Origin of the sequence: Mesorhizobium sp. M5C.F.Ca.IN.020.29.1.1, from assembly GCF_003997375.1 — a bacterium.
In the GTDB taxonomy this organism is placed as follows: Bacteria; Pseudomonadota; Alphaproteobacteria; order Rhizobiales; family Rhizobiaceae; genus Mesorhizobium; species Mesorhizobium wenxiniae.
On the sequence record NZ_RZSW01000053.1, the window covers coordinates 1 to 18,581 of the forward strand.

The window sequence follows — 18,581 nt, forward strand, 5'->3', positions numbered from 1 at the left end:
CGCGAAGATAGGCTGTCAGCGTGGCTTCGTCCCATTTGACGCCGGATTTACCCGCCTCGGTCATGGGCTTGGAGTATTTGAACCCCGGATGCGTGCCGGCCGTCCGGCCGATAACGCCGCTCAACGACGGACCGATCTTGTTCGTGTCCTTGTCGACGACGTGGCAGGCCTTGCATTTGGCGAAGACCTTCTCACCCGCGGCGGCATCCTGTGCCTGAGATTGGCTCGTGATAAACGTCGCAACGGACACGACGGCGAAAAACGCGATTGCACGCATGGCATTTCCTCATTGATCGTCAAAGTGCCCTGGACGATTTGCGCATGCCTTTGTTTGATCATCGGCATGCGTCGATTATGGCAGAGCGAAAGCTTCTCCCCTGTGGAGTTGCGACGCCTGCATCTTGGAAGCTACCCGGCAGATGAGCGATGTCAACCATACAGAGGTCCAGTGAACCGCAGGCACGGCGAGAAGTGCCCGGCACGGGAGATGAGGGCAGCGCAAAACCGGAAGCGATTGCCCTGGTCGCGAGCTCGCGATTCGTTGCTTTGTTGCGGCATTTATGCTATTGATTGGCCATGGCGCTGATTTGCGCCAACGACCCGCCCGCCGAGGCGGGTTTTGTGTTTTCAGGTATCGCCGGCGTCCTTCCCGAATTCAGAGGAGCTCCGCTCCGGCGCCCTATCCATTCGACTTTGTTGACGGCCATCGGGCGAACGCGTAGCCTCAAACCATTCCGGTTTTCCACGGGCACCTCGGGACTCCGGCAGATGGCGATTTTGTCCAGGCTCGCAGATCGGGCCGGATCTCGCCGAGGCGGGCGTCTTTAAGCGCGCAAGAGGTGTTGAATGGATATGGTCGACCTCATATTGACGGTTTGCCTGATTACCAATCCGGGCAATTGCCGAGACGAGCATCTCTATTTCGAGAGCCGTGGCTCTCTCGTCCAATGTATGGTCTTGGCGCCCAGCGAAATCGCGAAATGGTCGCAGGAACACCCGACCCTCAAGGTCAAGCGCTGGAAATGCGCTTTCCCGAACAAGGACCGTGCGATCTGATCGGCGCCCCGGCCTGTTACGGCCCCGGGAGGAGACATCATCATGATTTCGCGTCGAGGAACGCTCCGTCTGGCGGCTCTTGGAACGGCCGCAGCGCTTGTCTCAAAACCCTCCTTCGCCACGAGCAAGGTTCGCATCGGCGTGCTGAAGTTCGGTACCGTGAGCTGGGCGCTCGACACCATGAAGCAACACAAGTTCGACACAGCCAACGGCATCGATCTGGAGATTGTCGATTTCGCCGGCGAGGATGCAACCAATGTCGCCATGCTGGCCGGCGCGATCGACAGCATCGTCTCCGACTGGCTGTGGGTCTCGCGTCAGCGCTCGGAAGGCGTCGACCTCACATTGGTCCCCTATTCGACCGCCGTCGGGGCAATCATGGTGAAGGAGCGGGCGCCGATCCGCACGATCACCGATCTCAAGGGAAAGATCGGCGTCGCCGGCGGGCCTCTCGATAAAAGCTGGCTGCTGATCCAGGCGCTGGCCAGACGCGATCACGGCCTCGACCTGCCGGCAACCAGCGACATCGTCTTTGGCGCGCCGCCGCTGATTTCGGAAAAGGCGATGCAAGGCGAACTCGATGCGGTGCTCAATTTCTGGCATTTTTGCGCCCGCCTTGAGGCCAACGGCTTTCGTCGGCTGATCGGCGCCGATGATGCGGCGAAAGCGCTCGGTGCCTCGGGCGCCGTGTCGGCGCTCGGCTATGTCTTTCATGACAAATGGGCGAACGAAAATCCGGCCGCCGTCCGGGGCTTCATCAAGGCTTCGGCGCAGTCCAAGGACTTGCTGGCCAGATCCGACGATGAGTGGCTGCGCCTTGCGCCGATTATCCGCGCACAGGGCAAGGAATTGGCCAAACTGCGTGACCGCTTTCGCGAGGGCATTCCCAGACGCCCGGTCGCCGAGGATGCGGCCGACGCCGGCAAGCTCTACCGCGTGCTGGCCGAGATCGGCGGCGAAAAGCTGGTCGGCCGCGCGCCGGAGATGGCGCCAGGCACGTTCTGGCAGGAGCTCCCGCAATGAGCGCACCTGATACCGGCGATCGCCCGCCGGGCGCCGTGGCCGACATCTCCAGCCAATCCAGCCTTGCAACGGCGCTGACACCCGTGCTGACGGTCGCGGTCTCTCTGCTCGGGCTTTGCCTGCTGTGGGGTCTTGCGGCAAATGCCTGGGCGAGCCGTGCCTTTCCAGGGCCGGGACAGGTCTGGCAGGTGCTGCTCGCAGAGGCGGCGAACGGCGACCTTTTCTACCATCTCGGCGCGACACTCGGCCGGGTTGCCGCGGCATATGTCGTCGCGATGGTTGTTGGCTCGGTCATCGGCGTTCTCCTCGGCAGCCACCGCAGCGCAGACCGGTTCTTCAGTCCCTGGGTGGTTCTGTTCCTCAACATTCCCGCGCTGGTGGTCATCGTGCTCGCCTACATCTGGTTCGGCCTCAACGAAGCGGCGGCGATTGGCGCGGTTGCCGTCAACAAGATCCCCAATGTCGTCGTGACGATGCGCGAAGGCGCCAGAGCGCTTGATCCGAGTTACGCCGAAATGGCCGCCGTCTACCGCTTCGGTCTTCTCGACCGTGTCCGCCACGTCCTGCTGCCGCAACTGCAGCCCTATCTTGCCGCCGCCTCACGATCCGGCATCGCTCTCATCTGGAAGATTGTCCTGGTGGTCGAACTGCTCGGCCGCTCCAACGGCGTCGGCTTCCAGATCTATCTTTATTTCCAGCTCTTCGACGTCGCCGCCATCCTCGCCTACACGCTGGCTTTCGTGGCGGTGATGCTTGTCATCGAACTCCTTCTGGTGCAGCCCGTTGAACGACATGCAACCCGTTGGCGCCGTCGTCCCGCTTAGGGTCGACATCGCCGAAAAGACCTTCAGGTCCGCGCAAGGCGTCTCGATCACGGCGCTCCAGGACCTTTCCTTCGAGGTCCGGCAAGGCGAATTCGCCTGCTTGCTGGGACCGTCGGGTTGCGGCAAGACCACGACGCTGCGCATCCTGCTTGGATTGGACAAGAACTTTTCCGGCTCATTCCAACTGCCTGAAGGCGGCTCCAACCGGATCGCCGCCGTATTCCAGGAGCCAATCTTGCTGCCGTGGCGGACGGTGGAGCAGAATGTCAGGCTGGCGCTGCCGAAAAGCCTGAGAACGAAAAATCTCGACGGGCTGTTCGACACGCTCGGCCTCGCCGGCATGCGCTCGCTCTATCCGGCCGAGCTTTCGCTCGGGCTTGCGCGCAGGGCAGCACTTGCCAGGGCCTTCGCCACCGAACCGGCGGTGCTTTTCCTGGACGAACCCTTTGCCTCGCTCGACGAACGGACTGCCGAGCGGCTTCGGCACCTGCTTTTGACCGTCTGGTCGGCGCGGCCTACGACGGCCCTGATGGTAACCCACAATCTGCGCGAGGCGCTGATGCTGTCGGACCGCATAATCGTTCTCGCGCAGCGGCCGGCCCATGTGCTCGGCATGTTCGACGTAAAGCTGCCGCGGCAATATCGCAATCCACAGGTGATGAGCGACCTATTGCGGTCGTTCCATCAAAAATTCCCAGGCGGGGCCTGATCGCCTTACGGTTCGGAATGCATAGTGGGGAAAGCCATGCCGATCGACAGGGTACGACGCAAGCTTGTGAACGGCTTCGCCTGCACCGCGGTCAGCGCCGCGATGCTGCCCTGTTGCCACGGGCGGGCCGCTCTCGCCGCGGCCGGCCTTGAATTCAAGCTCAGGAAAATCGCCGACGGCGTCTTCGCTTTCCGGGGCGTCGATGCAATGATGAGCGCCGCCAACCAGGGCGCCATCTCGAACCTGGGCGTCGTCGTCGGCACCGACGCTGTTGCCGTCATCGACAGCGGCGGCAGCCTGATCGAGGCGAACGCCTTCATCGCCGCGATCGGCAAAATAACCGCCAGGCCGGTTCGCTACCTGATCAACACCCACATGCACCCCGACCACATCTTCGGCAATGCGGCATTCCGGGAGATCGGCGCGACCATCGTCGGCCATCGCAATCTGCCGCGCGCGCTCGAGGCACGCGGCGCGTTCTACCTGCAAAGCTTCCGCGAACAGATCGGCGACGCACTCATGAAAGGGGTCGAGATCATTCCGCCGACGATGCTGGTCGATGATCGCCTGCAGCTCGACCTCGGTGGACGCGTGCTCGAATTGCAGGCATGGAAAGCGGCTCACACCGACAACGACCTGACCGTCTTCGACAGCGCGACCCACACGCTGTTTGCCGGCGATCTCGTTTTCATAGGTTCCTTGCCGACGCTCGACGGATCGCTGCTCGGTTGGCTTCGCCAGATGGATGCGCTCGCCGCGATCGGCGCCGTGCGCGCCGTTCCGGGTCATGGCCCGGTGCCGGCCGACTGGCCGGAGGCGCTGACGGCGGTGCGGCGCTATTTCGAAGTTCTGGCGCGCGATATTCGCAAGGCGATCGTCGACGGGATGCCGCTCAGCGAGGCAGTCAAGACCGCCGGCGCAAGCGAACGGGGCAATTGGCATATGTTCGACGACTACAACCAGCGCAATGCAACGGCCGCCTTTGCCGAAGTCGAATGGGAATAGATCACACCGACAAGCGTTGGACGGGATGAAGTGGATCGATTTGCCAAGGCATCGTCAAAGGCTTATCCTCGACATCGGCCTGGGCACCACCTCTCTGACATTGGTGGAGGCATCGAAATGCAGAACCACTCTTACCGGAGCCGGCAGCTCGCCTTGCCGCTCGCAGCCATCTTTGCCGCGATCATCCTGGCCGTCGGCGCGCTCTTTGGCTCCTCCGGAGCCGCCCACGCGCAACAAACAGCCGCGTCTTCGGACAGGATCTGGCAGGATTCGAAAGGCGACGTGTTCGGCGATCGGGCAATTCTGATCGATACCGGCGTCGTCAGGGTCGAGGCGCCGAAGCGGGCGCAGGATGCCGCCATCGTGCCTGTCGACATCTATATCGACCCGGCCAAGGCACCCGACGGCATCAAATCCGTCACCTTGATCATCGACGTCAATCCGGCACCGGTTGCGGCGATGTTCCAGATCGGCAAGGACGCCGGCGTGACGCATCTGTCGACGCGCGTGCGCGTCAATGACTATTCCTATCTGCGTGCCATAGCAGAAACCCAGAGCGGTGAACTTCACATGGCTCAGACCTTCGTCAAGGCGTCAGGCGGATGCTCGGCCCCGGCGGTCAAGAACCAGGACGAGGCGATGGCGACAATGGGGCAGATGAAGCTGCGCCAGTTCCCGCCGCAAGAGACGATGACAAAGGCGCAGGAATTGCAGCTGATGATCCGCCACCCGAACAATTCGGGCCTGCAGCGGAACCCGTTGACCCAGCACTTCATCCCCGCGCATTTCGTTCAGAAATTGTCGATCTCGCAGGCAGACCGGCCGATCCTCTCGATGGAAGGCGGGATATCGATTTCGGAAGACCCCAATTTCCGGTTCGATTTCACGGCGCACGGCACTGGCCAAATCCAGGTCGAAGCGATCGATACGGACGGCAAGGTGTTTCGAGATCAATGGCCACTGGAGGCTACAGGACTCTGAAGCCTCGATACCGTATGCAGCGGTTGTCTCCCGCCGTCCGCGCTCTTACCCGGGCACGCCCTAAAAGCAGCGCACGTCGGCTTCCGCCTGCGCGCGCTTCAGTTCCGTGCTTGCGGCTTTTGCCGGCGCGCTTTCGCGAAACAGTCCCGAACGCTCTCCTGTCGTCAGGGACATGCTCTTGAAGGTCTCGGCCCTTTCATAATCCTCGAACGGAAGGATCGAGGCGATGACGTCGATCGAGCAGGAACAGCTTTCCAGCGCCTGACGTGTCCGGCCATTCGTCTGCATGCAGCCGAGCACATAGTCGACAACTGTCGTTGTTGGATAATCTCCGGCGGCACCGGCCGGATTGGCGAAGGCCAGAGCCGATGCCAGGAACAGCGACAACGTCGACAAGCCGACATATCTGAGCATGGGAACCCTCCGATTGGCGCGGACATGATAGATCGAGCCCGATGGGTCGAGCCCATGGATCGAGACAGGATCACCGCACCAGTTGGCCTCGTGCCATCACCCCCGTCAAGTTCTCTTGCTGGCCATATAGTACCAAAGGAGCAAGGCCGTGCTGGCCGACAAAAGGCCTTCCAGACAGCACGATCATCCGCTGTGAATCGTGGTGCTGACCTTCATTTCATGTCTCCTTCACTATCGGCACCCGGAGCAACGGGCGCATACTTAACGTCACGCGACCCAATGAATATTCATAAATAAAAACCAATACATTCCGCCAAAAAAATACGCAAAATTGGGGAACTTATATAAATCCAGCCTCGTTCACAGTCGATCAATAGCTTTCTGTATGGGTTTTTTCATATCTATTTCTCTATATTGCAGTGCAACATAGCTGGAAGTGATTTTTCTTGCCTTCCGCCTGGGAATGACATAGCTTCATCCTGTTTCCGGCTTCAAGGGCGTCACCGTCATTAGGGAGCGGCGACAGTCTTTCGTAGGCCAAGTGGGATGGGCAGTAACGGTGCCCTCTGCTCATTCGGCTTAGGTCGTGACACGCTGCCGGAAATACTTCCCCCACATGAATCGCTTGGGCAAGCCCTCGTGGGCTCGACGGACGATTCGTCATTGTGAACCCTGGGAGGACTTTGATGCGTGTACTTGCGAAAACTGCCTACCTACTAACGACCGCGGCGCTCATGTCGTTCGGCGCGGTCCACATGACGTCGGCCAATGAAGAACTGATAAAAATGGCCGAAAATCCCAAGGACTGGGTGATGCAGACGGGTGACTACGCCAACACCCGCTTTTCCAAACTTAACCAGATCACCAAGGACAATGTGAAGAACCTGCAGGTCAAGTGGAGCTTCTCCACTGGCGTGTTGCGCGGCCATGAAGGCGGGCCGTTGATCATCGGCGACGTGATGTATGTCCACGCGCCGTTCCCGAACACAGTCTATGCTCTCGATCTCAACAATGACGGAAAGATCCTCTGGAAATACGAGCCCAAGCAAGACCCCAATGTCATTGGGATCATGTGCTGCGACACGGTCAATCGTGGCGTCGCCTATGGCGACGGCAAGATCATTCTAAACCAGGCCGACACCACCGTAGTCGCGCTCGATGCCAAGACCGGCAAGGTTGTCTGGTCGGTCAAGAACGGCGAGCAGACCGACGGCGGAAAGGGCGAATCCGGTACGTCAGCGCCCGTGGTCGTCAAAGACAAGGTGCTCGTCGGCGTCTCCGGCGCTGAATTCGGCGTTCGGGGCTGGCTGGCCGCCTACAATCTGGCAGACGGCAAGCTCGCCTGGAAAGCCTATTCGGAAGGTCCGGACGCAGACACCCTGATCGATCCCGAAAAGACCACCCATCTCGGCAAACCTGTCGGAAAGGATTCCGGCATGAACACCTGGGAAGGCGAACAGTGGAAGACAGGCGGCGGCACGACATGGGGATGGTATTCCTATGATCCCAAGCTGAACCTGGTTTACTATGGTACCGGCAATCCCTCGACATGGAACCCGGTGCAGCGCCCAGGCGACAATCGCTGGTCGATGACGATAATGGCTCGCGATGCGGATACTGGTGTTGCCAAATGGCTCTACCAGATGACCCCGCATGACGAGTGGGACTTTGACGGCATCAACGAGATGATTCTCGTCGACGGCATGGAGGTCAACGGTGCCAAGCGCGACGTGCTGGTGCATTTCGACCGCAACGGCTTTGCCTACACCATGGATCGCGCCACTGGCGAACTTCTCGTCGCCAAGAAATACGATCCGGCAGTGAACTGGGCGACGGAAGTCAACATGGACCCCAGCAGCGACCAGTATGGCCGCCCGCAGGTCGTGGCCAAATATTCGACCCAGCAGAACGGCGAAGACACCAACACGACGGGCATCTGCCCGGCGGCGCTTGGAACCAAGGACCAGCAACCGGCGGCCTATTCGCCGAAGACCGGCCTGTTCTACGTGCCGACAAACCATGTCTGCATGGACTATGAGCCTTACAAGGTGAGCTACACTGCCGGCCAGCCTTACGTGGGCGCCACCGTGTCGATGTATCCTCCCCCTGGAGCCGACCATATGGGCAACTTCATTGCCTGGGATGCTGCCAAAGGCGAGATCGTCTGGTCGAAGCCCGAGAAGTTCTCGGTGTGGTCGGGCGCGCTGGCAACGGATGGCGACGTCGTCTTCTACGGCACGCTCGAGGGCTACATCAAGGCGGTCGATCATGACGGCAACGAACTTTACAAGTTCAAGACCCCGTCCGGCATCATCGGCAACGTCACGGCCTACGAGCATGGCGGCAAGCAGTACATCGCCGTTCTGTCCGGCGTCGGCGGATGGGCCGGTATCGGTCTGGCAGGTGGACTGCTTTCGCCCGAAAACGCCGCTGCCTGGCATGGCGCCGTCGATCAGGGCCGTGCGCAAGGCGACGAGACCGCGGTCGTTGGGACTGCTGGTCTGGGCGCGGTCGGTGGCTACGCAGCACTTGCCGACTATACGACGCTGGGCGGCCAGCTCACCGTCTTCGGTCTCCCGGACTGATACACGGGAACTTAGGCACGCCTCGGGGTCTTGTGAGAAGACCAAGGCTTGAAAAGCGAGAGCCCGGATCACCGGGAAGCCAGGACCGGGCTCTCAATTTTGCCGCGCACTCCAACATCGATCAATGCCGCTTCACGACAGCAAGACCGTGTGCAGGCGAAATGAAGGAAGAGTCTCAATGTCCGTTCGCCTTGTAATTTCCGTTCTCGCTCTGGCTCTGCTGCCGCTGGCAAGTTCAAGTCTCGCGCAGGCCTCGGACAGCGCGGAAAAAGCCAAGGTGGCGACGGAAGAGGACGGCAAGTATTTCGACGCGGAGGGCAATCCGACCTACAAAATCGAAAACGGAACCGTCGATTGGTACACATTCAGCGGTTACCGCCGGTATCACTCCGATTGCCATGTTTGTCACGGACCGGACGGCACAGGTTCGAGCTATGCGCCGGCCCTGGTCAACAGCCTGAAAACCATGGATTACGCGACTTTCCTCTCGATCGTCGCCGAAGGCCGCAAGAATGTCGGCGGCGGCAAGGAGAACGTCATGCCAGCCTTTGGCGACAATAAGAACGTCTATTGCTACATGGATGATCTCTACGTCTATCTGCGTGCCCGCGCCGACGGTGCGGCGCCCCGCGGCAGGCCGCCGAAGAAAGCAGACAAGCCACAGGCAGCGAAGGATGCCGAAGCATCCTGTATGGGTGGATGATATGATTGACCGTGATGCGTCGAAGCTGCGCTTTGTCCTGCCGATGCTCGGCGCACTCGCCTTGCTGACTTGGAACGCCCAGGCGCAGGACGCCGGCCTTGGTGCCGCGGGAGAACTGGTCGACCCCGACATTCTGCGCGTCTGCGCCGATCCTTCGAACATGCCTTTCACCGACGAGAGCGGCGAAGGCTTCGAAAACAGGCTGGCCGAACTGGTTGCCGCGAAAACCGGCCGCAAGTCCGTCGCCTATACATGGTTTCCTGTTGTCGCTGGCTTCGTGCGCAACACGCTGGCGGCCAACCGATGCGACATCATCATGGGTTACGCTCAGGGCGATGAACTGGTGCAGAACACCAACGCCTACTATCGCTCCTCCTATGTGCTGGTGCACCCGAAGGGCAACGGCATAGAAGGCGTCGAGACGATCGAGGATCCGAAACTCACCGGCAAGAAGATCGGTGTCGTCGAAAGCACGCCGCCGACTGCCAATATGGCCGCCAACAAGCTCTTGCGAACGGCAAAAATCTATCCGCTGGCGGTGGATACGCGCCTCACCCCTTCCATGGGGGAAGTCATGATCAAGGACATGCTTGCCGGCAAGATCGATGCGGCTGTCATGTGGGGACCGATGGCAGGCTACTATGCCAAGGAACTCGGCGCCGATCTCACGATCGTTCCGCTGGTGAAGGAAAAAACCGGCTCGCGCATGTCCTACCGCATCACCATGGGCGTGCGTCCATCCGACCAGGAATGGAAGCGGACGCTCAACCGGGTGATCAGGGAAAACCAGGCGGAGATCAACAGGATCCTGCTGGACTACAATGTGCCGCTGATCGACGAACACGATAATCCGATCACGCAATGACGAAACCGGTATGAAGGGAAAGGAGACGATTTTGCTGGTCGCTGCGGGCCTTCTGGGTCTGACCCCACCGATGTGGGCTGGCGATGTCGCCGAGCCCGGTGGCTACCGGATGAACGATTATCGGGCGCCGGTGCCGCAGACGCTGCGGGGCGCAAGCGTGGTGACGACAGCAGAGGCGGAGGCGCTGTGGCGGGAGAAGAAGGCGGTGTTCTTCGACGTCATGCCGAACACGCCGAAGCCGGCTAATTTGCCGGCAGGAACGATTTGGAGAGACACGATCAGAAAGGACATCCCGGGCAGCACCTGGCTGGCCAATGTCGGTTACGGCGCTATATCCGAGGAGACCGCCAACTATTTTCGCCAAGGCCTCGCGGCCGAAGCCGGTGCCGACAAGTCGCGCGCGATTTTGTTCTACTGCATGACGAATTGCTGGATGTCGTGGAATGCCGCGAAACGGGCCGTCGAGTGGGGCTACAGCTCGGTGATCTGGTATCCGCCCGGCGCCGATGGATGGGAACGTGCAAACCTTCCGCTGGAGGAGAGGAAGCCTTACGTGATCAGCAATTGAGCATGAGCATATTGTTACTTTCGATCGTCTTGTTTTTCGAGTTTTAAGAACCTACCGTTTCATTTGTCCATTTTGAGAGCTGATGGACGAGCCATTGCAATGGTGCCCAGCAATGGTTGACTGACAAAAGGATCGGCCCCTTCGGGCTGGTAGAAGAGGAGAAATGCCATGAAGAAGAGCTGGACGAAACCGACCATGTGCCAAGTTGCTGCGGGCTTCGAAATTTCGCGGTATCTGCCTGCTGAAATTCCTCCCAAGAAGTAGGCCGCAGAGGTGCGTGTCCCTGGCAACGGGGGCACGCACTGCCTTGCCGCGCGAGGTCTTCGTGAAAGGCTTTGGCGCGTTCGATTCGGGCGAGAAGCCATTCGCGGTCGAAAAGTTGCTGTTGGTTGAGTGAGCCGCAGAGCGGGCATTGCAATGCGCTTGAAAATCATCGGCTCGGCGGCAGGCGGCGGCTTTCCGCAATGGAATTGCAACCATCGCCTGAGCCGCGCGGCTCGCACCGGGATGGCCGGCGTCCATTCGCGAACCCAATCAAGCATCGCCGCGTCAGTGGATGGGGCCGGCTGGGTGCTCTTCAACGCCTCGCCCGATATTCGCCAGCAGATTGCGCAAACGCCTGAATTGCAGCCCGCGTACGATGCGCCGCTGCGTTCGACACCTATTCGTGCGGTGGTGCTGACCAATGCCGATGTCGACCATGTCGCCGGCCTGCTAAGCTTGCGTGAGCGGCAGCCCTTCGTCATCTACGCAACGACAAAGGTTCTGGCAACGCTGGAGGCGAATTCGATTTTCAATGTTCTCGATCCGACGCTCGTGCCACGACGCATCTTGCCGCCGGCGGAAGAACTGGCGATCTGCGATGCCAATGGCAACGACACCGGCGTGACTGTCGAGAGCTTTCCGGTGCCCGGAAAGATAGCGCTCTACCTTGAGGAAAGAGGCCAGCCGGATGCCAATTTCAGCTCCGAGTCCGGAGACACGATCGGCGTCCGTATCGCCGGTACCGGCAGTCGCGGCTCCGTCTTCTATATCCCGGGCTGCGCGCGCATCGATGCGACCCTGCGCACGCTTCTAGCCGATGCCGCCTGCCTCCTGTTCGACGGCACGGTCTACACGGACGACGAGATGATTGCTGCCGGCGTCGGCCAAAAAACCGGGGCGCGCATGGGGCATCTGGCAATGTCAGGAGACGCGGGTTCGATCGCCGGCTTGGCCGATGTAAGGATCGGCCGCCGTGTCTTCGTCCACATCAACAACACCAACCCCGTTCTGGACGAGAATTCCGCCGAACACGCAGCGGTCAAAGCGGCCGGCTGGGAAGTCGCCGGCGACGGGATGGAGATGGAATTTTGAGTGATTTCCACGACGCGGCCAGGAACGGCCTGTCCTTCAGCGAGCTCGAAGCCGTGCTGCGTCAGGTCGGTGCCGAGCGATATCACAACCGCCATCCTTTCCATCACAGGATGACCAGTGGTGCGCTGTCGAGGACCGAGATGCAGGCCTGGGCGCTGAACCGCTACTGCTACCAGGCTGTCATCCCGCGCAAGGATGCCATGATTCTCGCAAATGCCGAGGACCCGGCGTTTCGCGCCGCCTGGCGCAAACGCATCGAGGACCATGATGGCGAGGACGGCTGGAGCGGCGGTATCGCGCGCTGGCTGCATCTGGCGACCTCGCTCGGCCTCGACGCCGAGGCGGTGAAGAGCGAAAGGCTGGCGCTGCCGGCGACACGTTTCGCGGTCGGTGCTTACCTCTCCTTTTGCACGAACCGGACGCTGTTCGAGGCGGTCGCGTCGTCGCTGACCGAGATGTTTTCGCCGCTCGTCATCGGCGAGCGGGTGCCGGCGATGCTGGCCAAATACGATTACATCACCGAGGATACGCTTGCCTACTTCACCCGACGGCCCGAACAGGCCTCGCGCGACGCCGACTTTGCCCTCGCCTACGTGCTCAGCCATGCCGACACGGCGGAGCGCCAGCAGCAGGCGATCGATGCGCTGGTGTTCAAATGCGATATACTCTGGGCCATGCTCGACGCGCTTCAACACGCTTATGCCGAGCCGGGAAACATCCCGCCCGGCGCCTTCCGTCCGGAGACAGCCCGATGATGGCGCTGCGCGAAAGAGCTTTGGTGTCGTCACGATCGGTGCCGTCGCTGCCGAAGCACGTGCGCATACAGTACGATCCCGTGCGGCAGGCCTTCGCCGTGCTTTCGCCGGAAAAAGTATTTTGGCCGAACGACATCAGCCTCGACATATTGCGCCGCTGCGATGGACGGTCCACGGTCGGCCACATCATTGCCGACCTTGCCGCGGATTATGACGCCGAACAGGAGGCCGTGGCGGCCGACGTCGTCGCCTTCCTGCAGGAATGGTCGGACAAGCTGCTGGTGAAGCTATGAGCGAGCCCCTTCTCCCTCCGATCGGCATGCTTGCGGAACTGACGCATCGCTGCCCGCTGCAATGCCCTTATTGCTCCAATCCGCTCGAATTGCTGAAGGCCAATCGCGAACTCGATACACAGACCTGGCTCGACCTGTTCTCGCAGGCCGCCGATCTCGGCGTTCTCCAGGTGCATCTGTCGGGCGGCGAACCGACGCTGCGCCGCGACCTCGAGCAATTGATCGCCGGGCTTTCGGCGCGAGGCGTCTACACCAACCTGATCACCGCCGGCGTCGGCATCGCCGAAGACCGCATCGAGGCGTTTGCCGAAGCCGGGCTCGACCATCTGCAGCTGAGCTTCCAAGGCGCACGTCCGGCGACCACCGACCGCATAGGCAACCACAAAGGCGGCCACGAAAAGAAGCTGGAGACGGCACGCCGCGCTCGCGCGGCCGGCCTGCCGCTCACCATCAACGCACCGATCCATCGTCACAACATCGAGGAGGTGCCGGAATTCATCGATCTGGCCCTCTCGCTGGGCGCGGAGCGGCTCGAGATCGCCAACGTGCAGTACGCTGGCTGGGCGCTGACCAATCGCGATCAACTGATGCCCGAGCGTGCTGCGGTCGACCGGCAGGCGGAAATCGTCGCGGTGGCGCGCGAACGGCTCACCGGCATCATGAACATCGATTTCGTCACGCCGGATTATTTCGCTGTCTATCCCAAGCCGTGCATGGGCGGCTGGGCGCGCGACGCGTTCATGGTGACGCCGGACGGCACCGTGCTGCCATGCCATGCCGCACAGACCATCCCGTCGCTCAGTTTTGAGCGTTTCGGACCGCGCAGCTTGGCCGAGATCTGGACGGATTCGCCGGCATTCAACGCCTTTCGCGGCACCGACTGGATGCAGCAGCCCTGCCGCAGCTGCGAGCGGCGTGAGATCGACTGGGGCGGCTGCCGCTGCCAGGCGATGGCGATCGCCGGCGATGCCGCCGCGACGGACCCGGCTTGCGCGAAATCGCCGATCCATGCGCGCATGGCAATGCTGATCGACGAAGCCCAGCGTGCTGCGGCAGTTCCTTCGAACGACGAACAATTCGTCTACCGGCGGATCGGCGTCGTGACCGAGCCCGCCTGACGCGCGCTCTTCTATTCCACCGTCTCGCGCTCGCGCACCGAGTCGGCGAAAGCCAGTGCATCGCGATTGACCGCGACATTGTGCACGCGAAAGATCGAAGCGCCCTTCAGCCGCAAGATGACGCTGGTCGCCGCTGTGCCGACGTCTCGCCCCTCGTCGCTTCCGCCGACCAGGTGACGGACAAGACGCTTGCGTGACGTGCCGACCAGCAATGGAAAACCGAGAGCGCGCAATTCACCGAAGCGAGCCATAAGCTCAAGGTTTTCCTCTCCGTCCTTGGCGAAGGCGAAGCCCGGGTCCAGCACGATCCGGTCGTCGGGGATGCCGGCGTCGCGCGCGATCTCCAGCGATCTGTTCAGAAACAGGAACTGGTCGGCGATCACATCCGCCATTTTTTCGCGGCCGCGCCCGGTGTGCATTATGACGAGGCCGGCCCCGGTTTCCGCCGCGACATGCGCGATGTCGGGCTCGCGCTGCAGGCCATGCACGTCGTTGACGATATGTGCGCCCGCAGCGACCGCCAGGCGCGCCGTCTCGGCCCGATAGGTGTCGACCGAAACGAGGGTGCCGCCGTCGGACGACAGCGCCTCTATGACCGGGAGGATGCGCGATTGTTCCTCGCGCGCCGAAACGGCGCCGGCTCCGGGCCGGGTGGATTCGCCGCCGACATCGATGATCGCCGCGCCCTCGCCGATCATGCGCCGCGCCTGCTGGAGCGCCGGCTCCGGCCGATCGAATTCCCCCCCGTCGGAAAAACTGTCCGGCGTAACGTTCAAAATCCCCATCAGCAACGATTTCGCGCCAATGTCGAGATGCCGTCCATGAGCAAGGTGCCAGCGCGTCATGCATCAACCTTCCGGCATACTAGAAGCCATTCGCGACACGATTGTCACTCACACGAGTCCGGTTTCCCCATCTACCTATGCTCGCGAAACTACAAGGAGCGTAGCAATGACCAAGGAAAGCTTTATCTACACGACCTATGTTGTCTCGACACCGGGAAAGGTGTTTGAGGCAATAACGAAACCGGACCTCGCACGGCACTACTGGGGGCACGAGAACGTCTCTGACTGGAAGCCGGGTTCAAGATGGGAACATATCCGCGCCAATGATGAACGGACCGTCGAACTCGTCGGCAAGGTCGTCGAGATGTCGCCGCCGACCCGTCTCGTCATCACCTGGGCAAACGCTTCGCAGGCATCTGATCCGGCGAGCTACAGCCGGGTGACATTCGAGCTCGAGGAATACGAGGCCATGGTCCGGCTGACCGTCACCCATGACGAACTCGAAGCCGGCAGCGGGATGGCGAACGGCATCAAGCGCGGTTGGCCGATCGTCCTCTCCAGCCTGAAATCCTTCCTCGAAACGGGTCAGGCGATCGATGTCTTCGCCAGGCCGCGCGCCTCCGAACGAGCGGCCTGACCCAGGACAAAGGACCGAGCAGATGAGCACTCTCTACACCGGCGGATGCGCGTGCGGCGCGGTGCGCTACGAGGCAAAGGCAGCCCCGATCTTCGAAAACCACTGCCAATGCCGCGATTGCCAGAAAAGAAGCGGCACCGGTCATGGATCCTATCTGACGTTTGCATCGCGAGCGGACGTGGCGATCACCGGCACGACGACGGACTGGCGTATCGCGGCGGACAACGGAAATGTCAAAATCCATTCCTTCTGCTCGGTCTGCGGAACCCCGGTTTACTTGACATACACCGCCATGCCGGACCCGATCACGGTCCATGCCGCAAGCCTCGACGATCCGAGCCGGTTCAATCCGACCGTTGTGACCTACGGCAGCCGGGCCCTCCCCTGGGACAGGATGGAAACCGGGCTGACGACGTTCGAAAAGATGCCGCCAGGCCCGGCGTCATAGCGGACGCGCACTATCTTCATGAGGCGGATCTGCGCCCACCGCGGGCGCGGATCGAAGGCACGGCAGGCAGAAAGGAAATAGCGCACCTGTCACCGTAATTCGCGGTTGTGCCCATCACACTCACCGCTCAGCGATTGCCGTACTCGTCATGGCGGCGCCACCATGCCTGGGGGAACTCGAGCCCGTTCTCGTTCCTTCCCCACGGAGCCAGGTCGAGGACACGGTAGACCCCCATAAGCGCCTCGGTGCCACGGGCGTAGGTGGAGTAGGTGTGGTAGACGGCACCGTCCTGGAGCGCGAAGACGCTCATTCCCTCCTTCTGCGGCTCGGCCCTGTCAACATGCTGATAGTTATAGTCGGCGCCGTCTCTCTGCTGCTCTTCGGTGAAGGCGGCGCCGAAGTCGTATTTAAAATCGCTCCCGAGCGACGAAACCCACGGAAAGCGCCAGCCCATTTGCTGCTTGTAATCCCGGAGCTCCTGCAACGGGGCGATCGATTCGCAAACGAGGGTAATGTCGCGGCCGTTCAAGTGGGGGATGACGCAGTCGAAGTGATCGGCGATCAAGGAGCATCCGGTGCATCCTTGGCGCTCATCGGTGAGTCGGTATCCGTAGCCGAACATGAAATGATAGACGAAGAGTTGCGAGCGCCCTTGGAAAAGGTCGGCGAGCGAGGCGCTTCCCTCCTCGGTCTCCAATAGATACTCCTTATCGATCCGAACCCACGGCAGCTCCTGTCGCTGTCGCGCCAGCTCGTCGCTCTGCCGCATGAGCCGTTTCTCCGCCTCGAGCAGTGCGAGCCGCGCTTCCAGCCATTCTTCGCGTGTTCCGGTCTTGTGTTTCGTCATCGCTCCTGTCTCCTTACTCGGGGGGCTTCCTTTCCGTTCCTCGAAGCAACTTGTTGCGTCAGGAGATAAACTAACGCCGGAGGCGAAACATGGTAGCCAGATGTGGGGCGGGTTGCCGATGGACTCCCTGATCACGGATGCCAATGGTGTCACTTTGGCCTTCGAAGACTACAAATGGATAGCGCTCCCGCTCGAACACCTCTGTTCGATGGGTTGCGGACCGCAGGCTAAAAGAAGGACGGAGTCACAAGGCGAGGTGCTGATGTTCCCTCGCGGCGGGCATTTCCTGCTTGAGACGCACGCCGAACCCGGCGCCCTCCCTCTTGATGGAGTTCATCAAGCGAACACAGGGGGAGCGGCGACGGCACCTACAACGGCCAGCCCATGTCGACCCGAAGATCCTGCAGCCCGCCATGTCCGCTGATAACCGAGCAGCTGTCGACAACAAACCTCGACTTTCTCACGCGCCTGTGGGCCGTGTGGAACCTGCGCCAAACTCGTGAGTTCCAGATAACGCCCAGTCCGTCCGGCGCTTTGGCTGATCCTCGACCTTAAGCTCAGCCAGCCTGGCATGGCATCGCCGCTCTTGCGAGTTTACGCTGGCCATCCAGCGTCCCGAGACGCCGACAATGAAACGCCGAAGATGAACGAGAAAGAAGCAGCGGAAATTGAGCGCAACGAGATGTCGCGAACCCTGATTGTCATTGGTTTGATTATAGTCGCCACAGGCCTATTGTGGCCCTGGTTGTCTCGAATCGGTCTGGGCAGACTGCCTGGCGACATCGTGATCGAACGTGAGAACTTTACGTTTTATGCTCCGATCGGCACCGGAATATTGATCAGCATCGTTCTCTCTTTTGTTCTGTGGCTACTCAACCGGTAACGAGTCCGGCGAGCCTGCGTCTCCGGAGGGAACGGACGACGCGGGGAGCAACCCGATCTGGCAGCAATAGCGATTGCGCCTTATCTCGGCGAAGGCGGTTTTTCCGCTGCTCGGCAACAGAAACTCTTGAATAGGACACGGCTTTCACCAATTCGATTTTGCTGGGCGAGTCACCCGGCGGTACGGCGGGACCTATACAGCCCCCCGTCTACTTCGGAGGATGCGGCTGTGAGCGCGAGATTCTCTACGAGCTACGTGTGTTGTCAGGGAGGCCTGAAATGCGCCGGGATTATCGCGACTGGGATGCTGTGATGCTTTGGTCGGGTATCGGATTCATTCTGATCCTATGGTCCACGTCGATTCCCAAGGCCCTAACCGAGTGACTCAGAAAAGGGCGGGTCCTTGGCCGCCTCCTATGTTGAATTCGTATTGGCAGAAGCAGCCGCGCTCGCAGATCCGCATTCGTGACCTATGGTATCCGCGCCCTCCCTTGGGACAAGATTGATACCGAGCTGAAGACGTTCGAGAAGATGCCGCCAGGCTGCCCGGCCCGGCGGCAGGGCGGACGCGCACTATCTTCAGGAGACGGATCTGCGCCCACGACGGCATTACGGATCGAAGGCACGGCAGGCAGAAAAGAAAATAGTGCACTGTCACCGCAATTCGCGGTTGTGCCCATGACACTCAGCGATTGCCGTACTCGTCATGGCGGCGCCACCATGCCTG

General features: G+C 61.0%; 23 protein-coding genes. 18 read left to right on the top strand and 5 right to left on the bottom strand.

The genetic code is table 11. The features are described from left to right. Positions 1-277: c-type cytochrome (locus tag EOA85_RS07050; RefSeq protein WP_127208862.1), on the bottom strand; the 277-nt coding region annotated here is incomplete at its 3' end. Positions 278-846: 569 nt separating this feature from the next. On the opposite strand from EOA85_RS07050, the gene EOA85_RS07055 reads away from it, so the two are divergent. The 6 genes from EOA85_RS07055 to EOA85_RS07080 all read left to right on the top strand — a co-directional run bounded on the left by EOA85_RS07055 (position 847) and on the right by EOA85_RS07080 (position 5,598). Continuing rightward, entirely contained in the window at positions 847-1,056 is a 210-nt protein-coding gene (locus tag EOA85_RS07055) for a hypothetical protein (protein WP_065010914.1), read from the top strand. A gap of 39 nt (positions 1,057-1,095) precedes the next feature. After that, positions 1,096-2,079, top strand: coding sequence for an ABC transporter substrate-binding protein (locus tag EOA85_RS07060; protein ID WP_127208863.1), 984 nt, complete (start codon positions 1,096-1,098; stop codon positions 2,077-2,079). Then, a complete protein-coding gene (locus EOA85_RS07065) occupies positions 2,076-2,903 on the top strand; it encodes an ABC transporter permease (RefSeq protein ID WP_127208864.1) in 828 nt (275 codons plus the stop codon). Before EOA85_RS07060 ends, EOA85_RS07065 begins: the two co-directional genes overlap by 4 nt. Continuing rightward, entirely contained in the window at positions 2,872-3,612 is a 741-nt protein-coding gene (locus EOA85_RS07070) for an ATP-binding cassette domain-containing protein (protein WP_127208878.1), read from the top strand. Before EOA85_RS07065 ends, EOA85_RS07070 begins: the two co-directional genes overlap by 32 nt. 36 nt (positions 3,613-3,648) lie before the next feature. Beyond that, the gene (locus tag EOA85_RS07075; RefSeq protein WP_127208865.1) at positions 3,649-4,617 is read left to right on the top strand and encodes a quinoprotein relay system zinc metallohydrolase 2; all 969 of its coding nucleotides are present in this window, start codon (positions 3,649-3,651) and stop codon (positions 4,615-4,617) included. Between the two features lie 117 nt (positions 4,618-4,734). After that, complete coding sequence (locus EOA85_RS07080; RefSeq protein WP_127208866.1) at positions 4,735-5,598, top strand: quinoprotein dehydrogenase-associated SoxYZ-like carrier; 864 nt, start codon at positions 4,735-4,737, stop codon at positions 5,596-5,598. Between the two features lie 60 nt (positions 5,599-5,658). Here the strand turns inward: EOA85_RS07080 and EOA85_RS07085 are convergent, their stop codons facing one another. Continuing rightward, positions 5,659-6,012, bottom strand: coding sequence for a hypothetical protein (locus tag EOA85_RS07085; RefSeq protein ID WP_127208867.1), 354 nt, complete (start codon positions 6,010-6,012; stop codon positions 5,659-5,661). 686 nt (positions 6,013-6,698) lie between these two features. Between EOA85_RS07085 and EOA85_RS07090 the strand changes: the two genes are divergently transcribed. The 4 genes from EOA85_RS07090 (at position 6,699) to EOA85_RS07105 (ending at position 10,733) form a co-directional block, all read left to right on the top strand. Further along, a complete protein-coding gene (locus EOA85_RS07090; RefSeq protein WP_065010908.1) occupies positions 6,699-8,597 on the top strand; it encodes a methanol/ethanol family PQQ-dependent dehydrogenase in 1,899 nt (632 codons plus the stop codon). Positions 8,598-8,775: 178 nt separating this feature from the next. Next, on the top strand, positions 8,776-9,300 hold the full coding sequence (locus EOA85_RS07095; protein WP_127208879.1) for a c-type cytochrome, methanol metabolism-related: 525 nt from the start codon (positions 8,776-8,778) through the stop codon (positions 9,298-9,300). A 1-nt stretch (position 9,301) separates the two neighbouring features. Beyond that, positions 9,302-10,165, top strand: coding sequence for a quinoprotein dehydrogenase-associated putative ABC transporter substrate-binding protein (locus tag EOA85_RS07100; protein WP_245485634.1), 864 nt, complete (start codon positions 9,302-9,304; stop codon positions 10,163-10,165). 10 nt (positions 10,166-10,175) lie between these two features. Continuing rightward, positions 10,176-10,733 (top strand): PQQ-dependent catabolism-associated CXXCW motif protein, encoded by a 558-nt coding sequence (locus EOA85_RS07105; RefSeq protein WP_127208869.1) that lies wholly within the window; start codon positions 10,176-10,178, stop codon positions 10,731-10,733. Between the two features lie 59 nt (positions 10,734-10,792). On the opposite strand, the gene EOA85_RS37335 is transcribed toward EOA85_RS07105, so the two are convergent. After that, on the bottom strand, positions 10,793-10,930 hold the full coding sequence (locus tag EOA85_RS37335) for a hypothetical protein (RefSeq protein ID WP_163603020.1): 138 nt from the start codon (positions 10,928-10,930) through the stop codon (positions 10,793-10,795). 220 nt (positions 10,931-11,150) lie between these two features. On the opposite strand from EOA85_RS37335, the gene pqqB reads away from it, so the two are divergent. From pqqB to pqqE, 4 genes are read left to right on the top strand one after another with little or no spacing between them, the layout of a single operon-like run. Further along, positions 11,151-12,089, top strand: coding sequence for a pyrroloquinoline quinone biosynthesis protein PqqB (gene pqqB, locus EOA85_RS07115; protein ID WP_127208870.1), 939 nt, complete (start codon positions 11,151-11,153; stop codon positions 12,087-12,089). Next, positions 12,086-12,844, top strand: a complete 759-nt coding sequence (gene pqqC, locus EOA85_RS07120) for a pyrroloquinoline-quinone synthase PqqC (RefSeq protein WP_127208871.1) — start codon at positions 12,086-12,088, stop codon at positions 12,842-12,844. The genes pqqB and pqqC overlap by 4 nt, the downstream gene beginning before the upstream one ends. Further along, positions 12,841-13,137 (top strand): pyrroloquinoline quinone biosynthesis peptide chaperone PqqD, encoded by a 297-nt coding sequence (gene pqqD, locus EOA85_RS07125; protein ID WP_127208872.1) that lies wholly within the window; start codon positions 12,841-12,843, stop codon positions 13,135-13,137. The genes pqqC and pqqD overlap by 4 nt, the downstream gene beginning before the upstream one ends. Further along, positions 13,134-14,255, top strand: a complete 1,122-nt coding sequence (pqqE, locus tag EOA85_RS07130; RefSeq protein ID WP_127208873.1) for a pyrroloquinoline quinone biosynthesis protein PqqE — start codon at positions 13,134-13,136, stop codon at positions 14,253-14,255. Before pqqD ends, pqqE begins: the two co-directional genes overlap by 4 nt. Positions 14,256-14,266: 11 nt before the next feature. Here pqqE and folP read toward each other — a convergent pair whose 3' ends face one another. Then, positions 14,267-15,100, bottom strand: coding sequence for a dihydropteroate synthase (gene folP, locus EOA85_RS07135; RefSeq protein WP_127208874.1), 834 nt, complete (start codon positions 15,098-15,100; stop codon positions 14,267-14,269). Positions 15,101-15,206: 106 nt separating this feature from the next. On the opposite strand from folP, the gene EOA85_RS07140 reads away from it, so the two are divergent. After that, positions 15,207-15,677, top strand: a complete 471-nt coding sequence (locus tag EOA85_RS07140; protein ID WP_127208875.1) for an SRPBCC family protein — start codon at positions 15,207-15,209, stop codon at positions 15,675-15,677. Between the two features lie 22 nt (positions 15,678-15,699). Then, positions 15,700-16,125: a GFA family protein gene (locus EOA85_RS07145; protein ID WP_127208876.1), complete on the top strand. Its 426-nt coding sequence runs from the start codon at positions 15,700-15,702 to the stop codon at positions 16,123-16,125. 127 nt (positions 16,126-16,252) lie between these two features. On the opposite strand, the gene EOA85_RS07150 is transcribed toward EOA85_RS07145, so the two are convergent. After that, positions 16,253-16,972, bottom strand: coding sequence for a DUF899 domain-containing protein (locus EOA85_RS07150; protein ID WP_127208877.1), 720 nt, complete (start codon positions 16,970-16,972; stop codon positions 16,253-16,255). A 643-nt stretch (positions 16,973-17,615) separates the two neighbouring features. On the opposite strand from EOA85_RS07150, the gene EOA85_RS07155 reads away from it, so the two are divergent. Both EOA85_RS07155 and EOA85_RS38045 read left to right on the top strand, forming a co-directional pair. Continuing rightward, entirely contained in the window at positions 17,616-17,855 is a 240-nt protein-coding gene (locus EOA85_RS07155; RefSeq protein WP_342586922.1) for a DUF2905 domain-containing protein, read from the top strand. Between the two features lie 464 nt (positions 17,856-18,319). Further along, the coding region (locus EOA85_RS38045) for a hypothetical protein (protein ID WP_206523254.1) at positions 18,320-18,581 on the top strand (262 nt) is incomplete at its 3' end.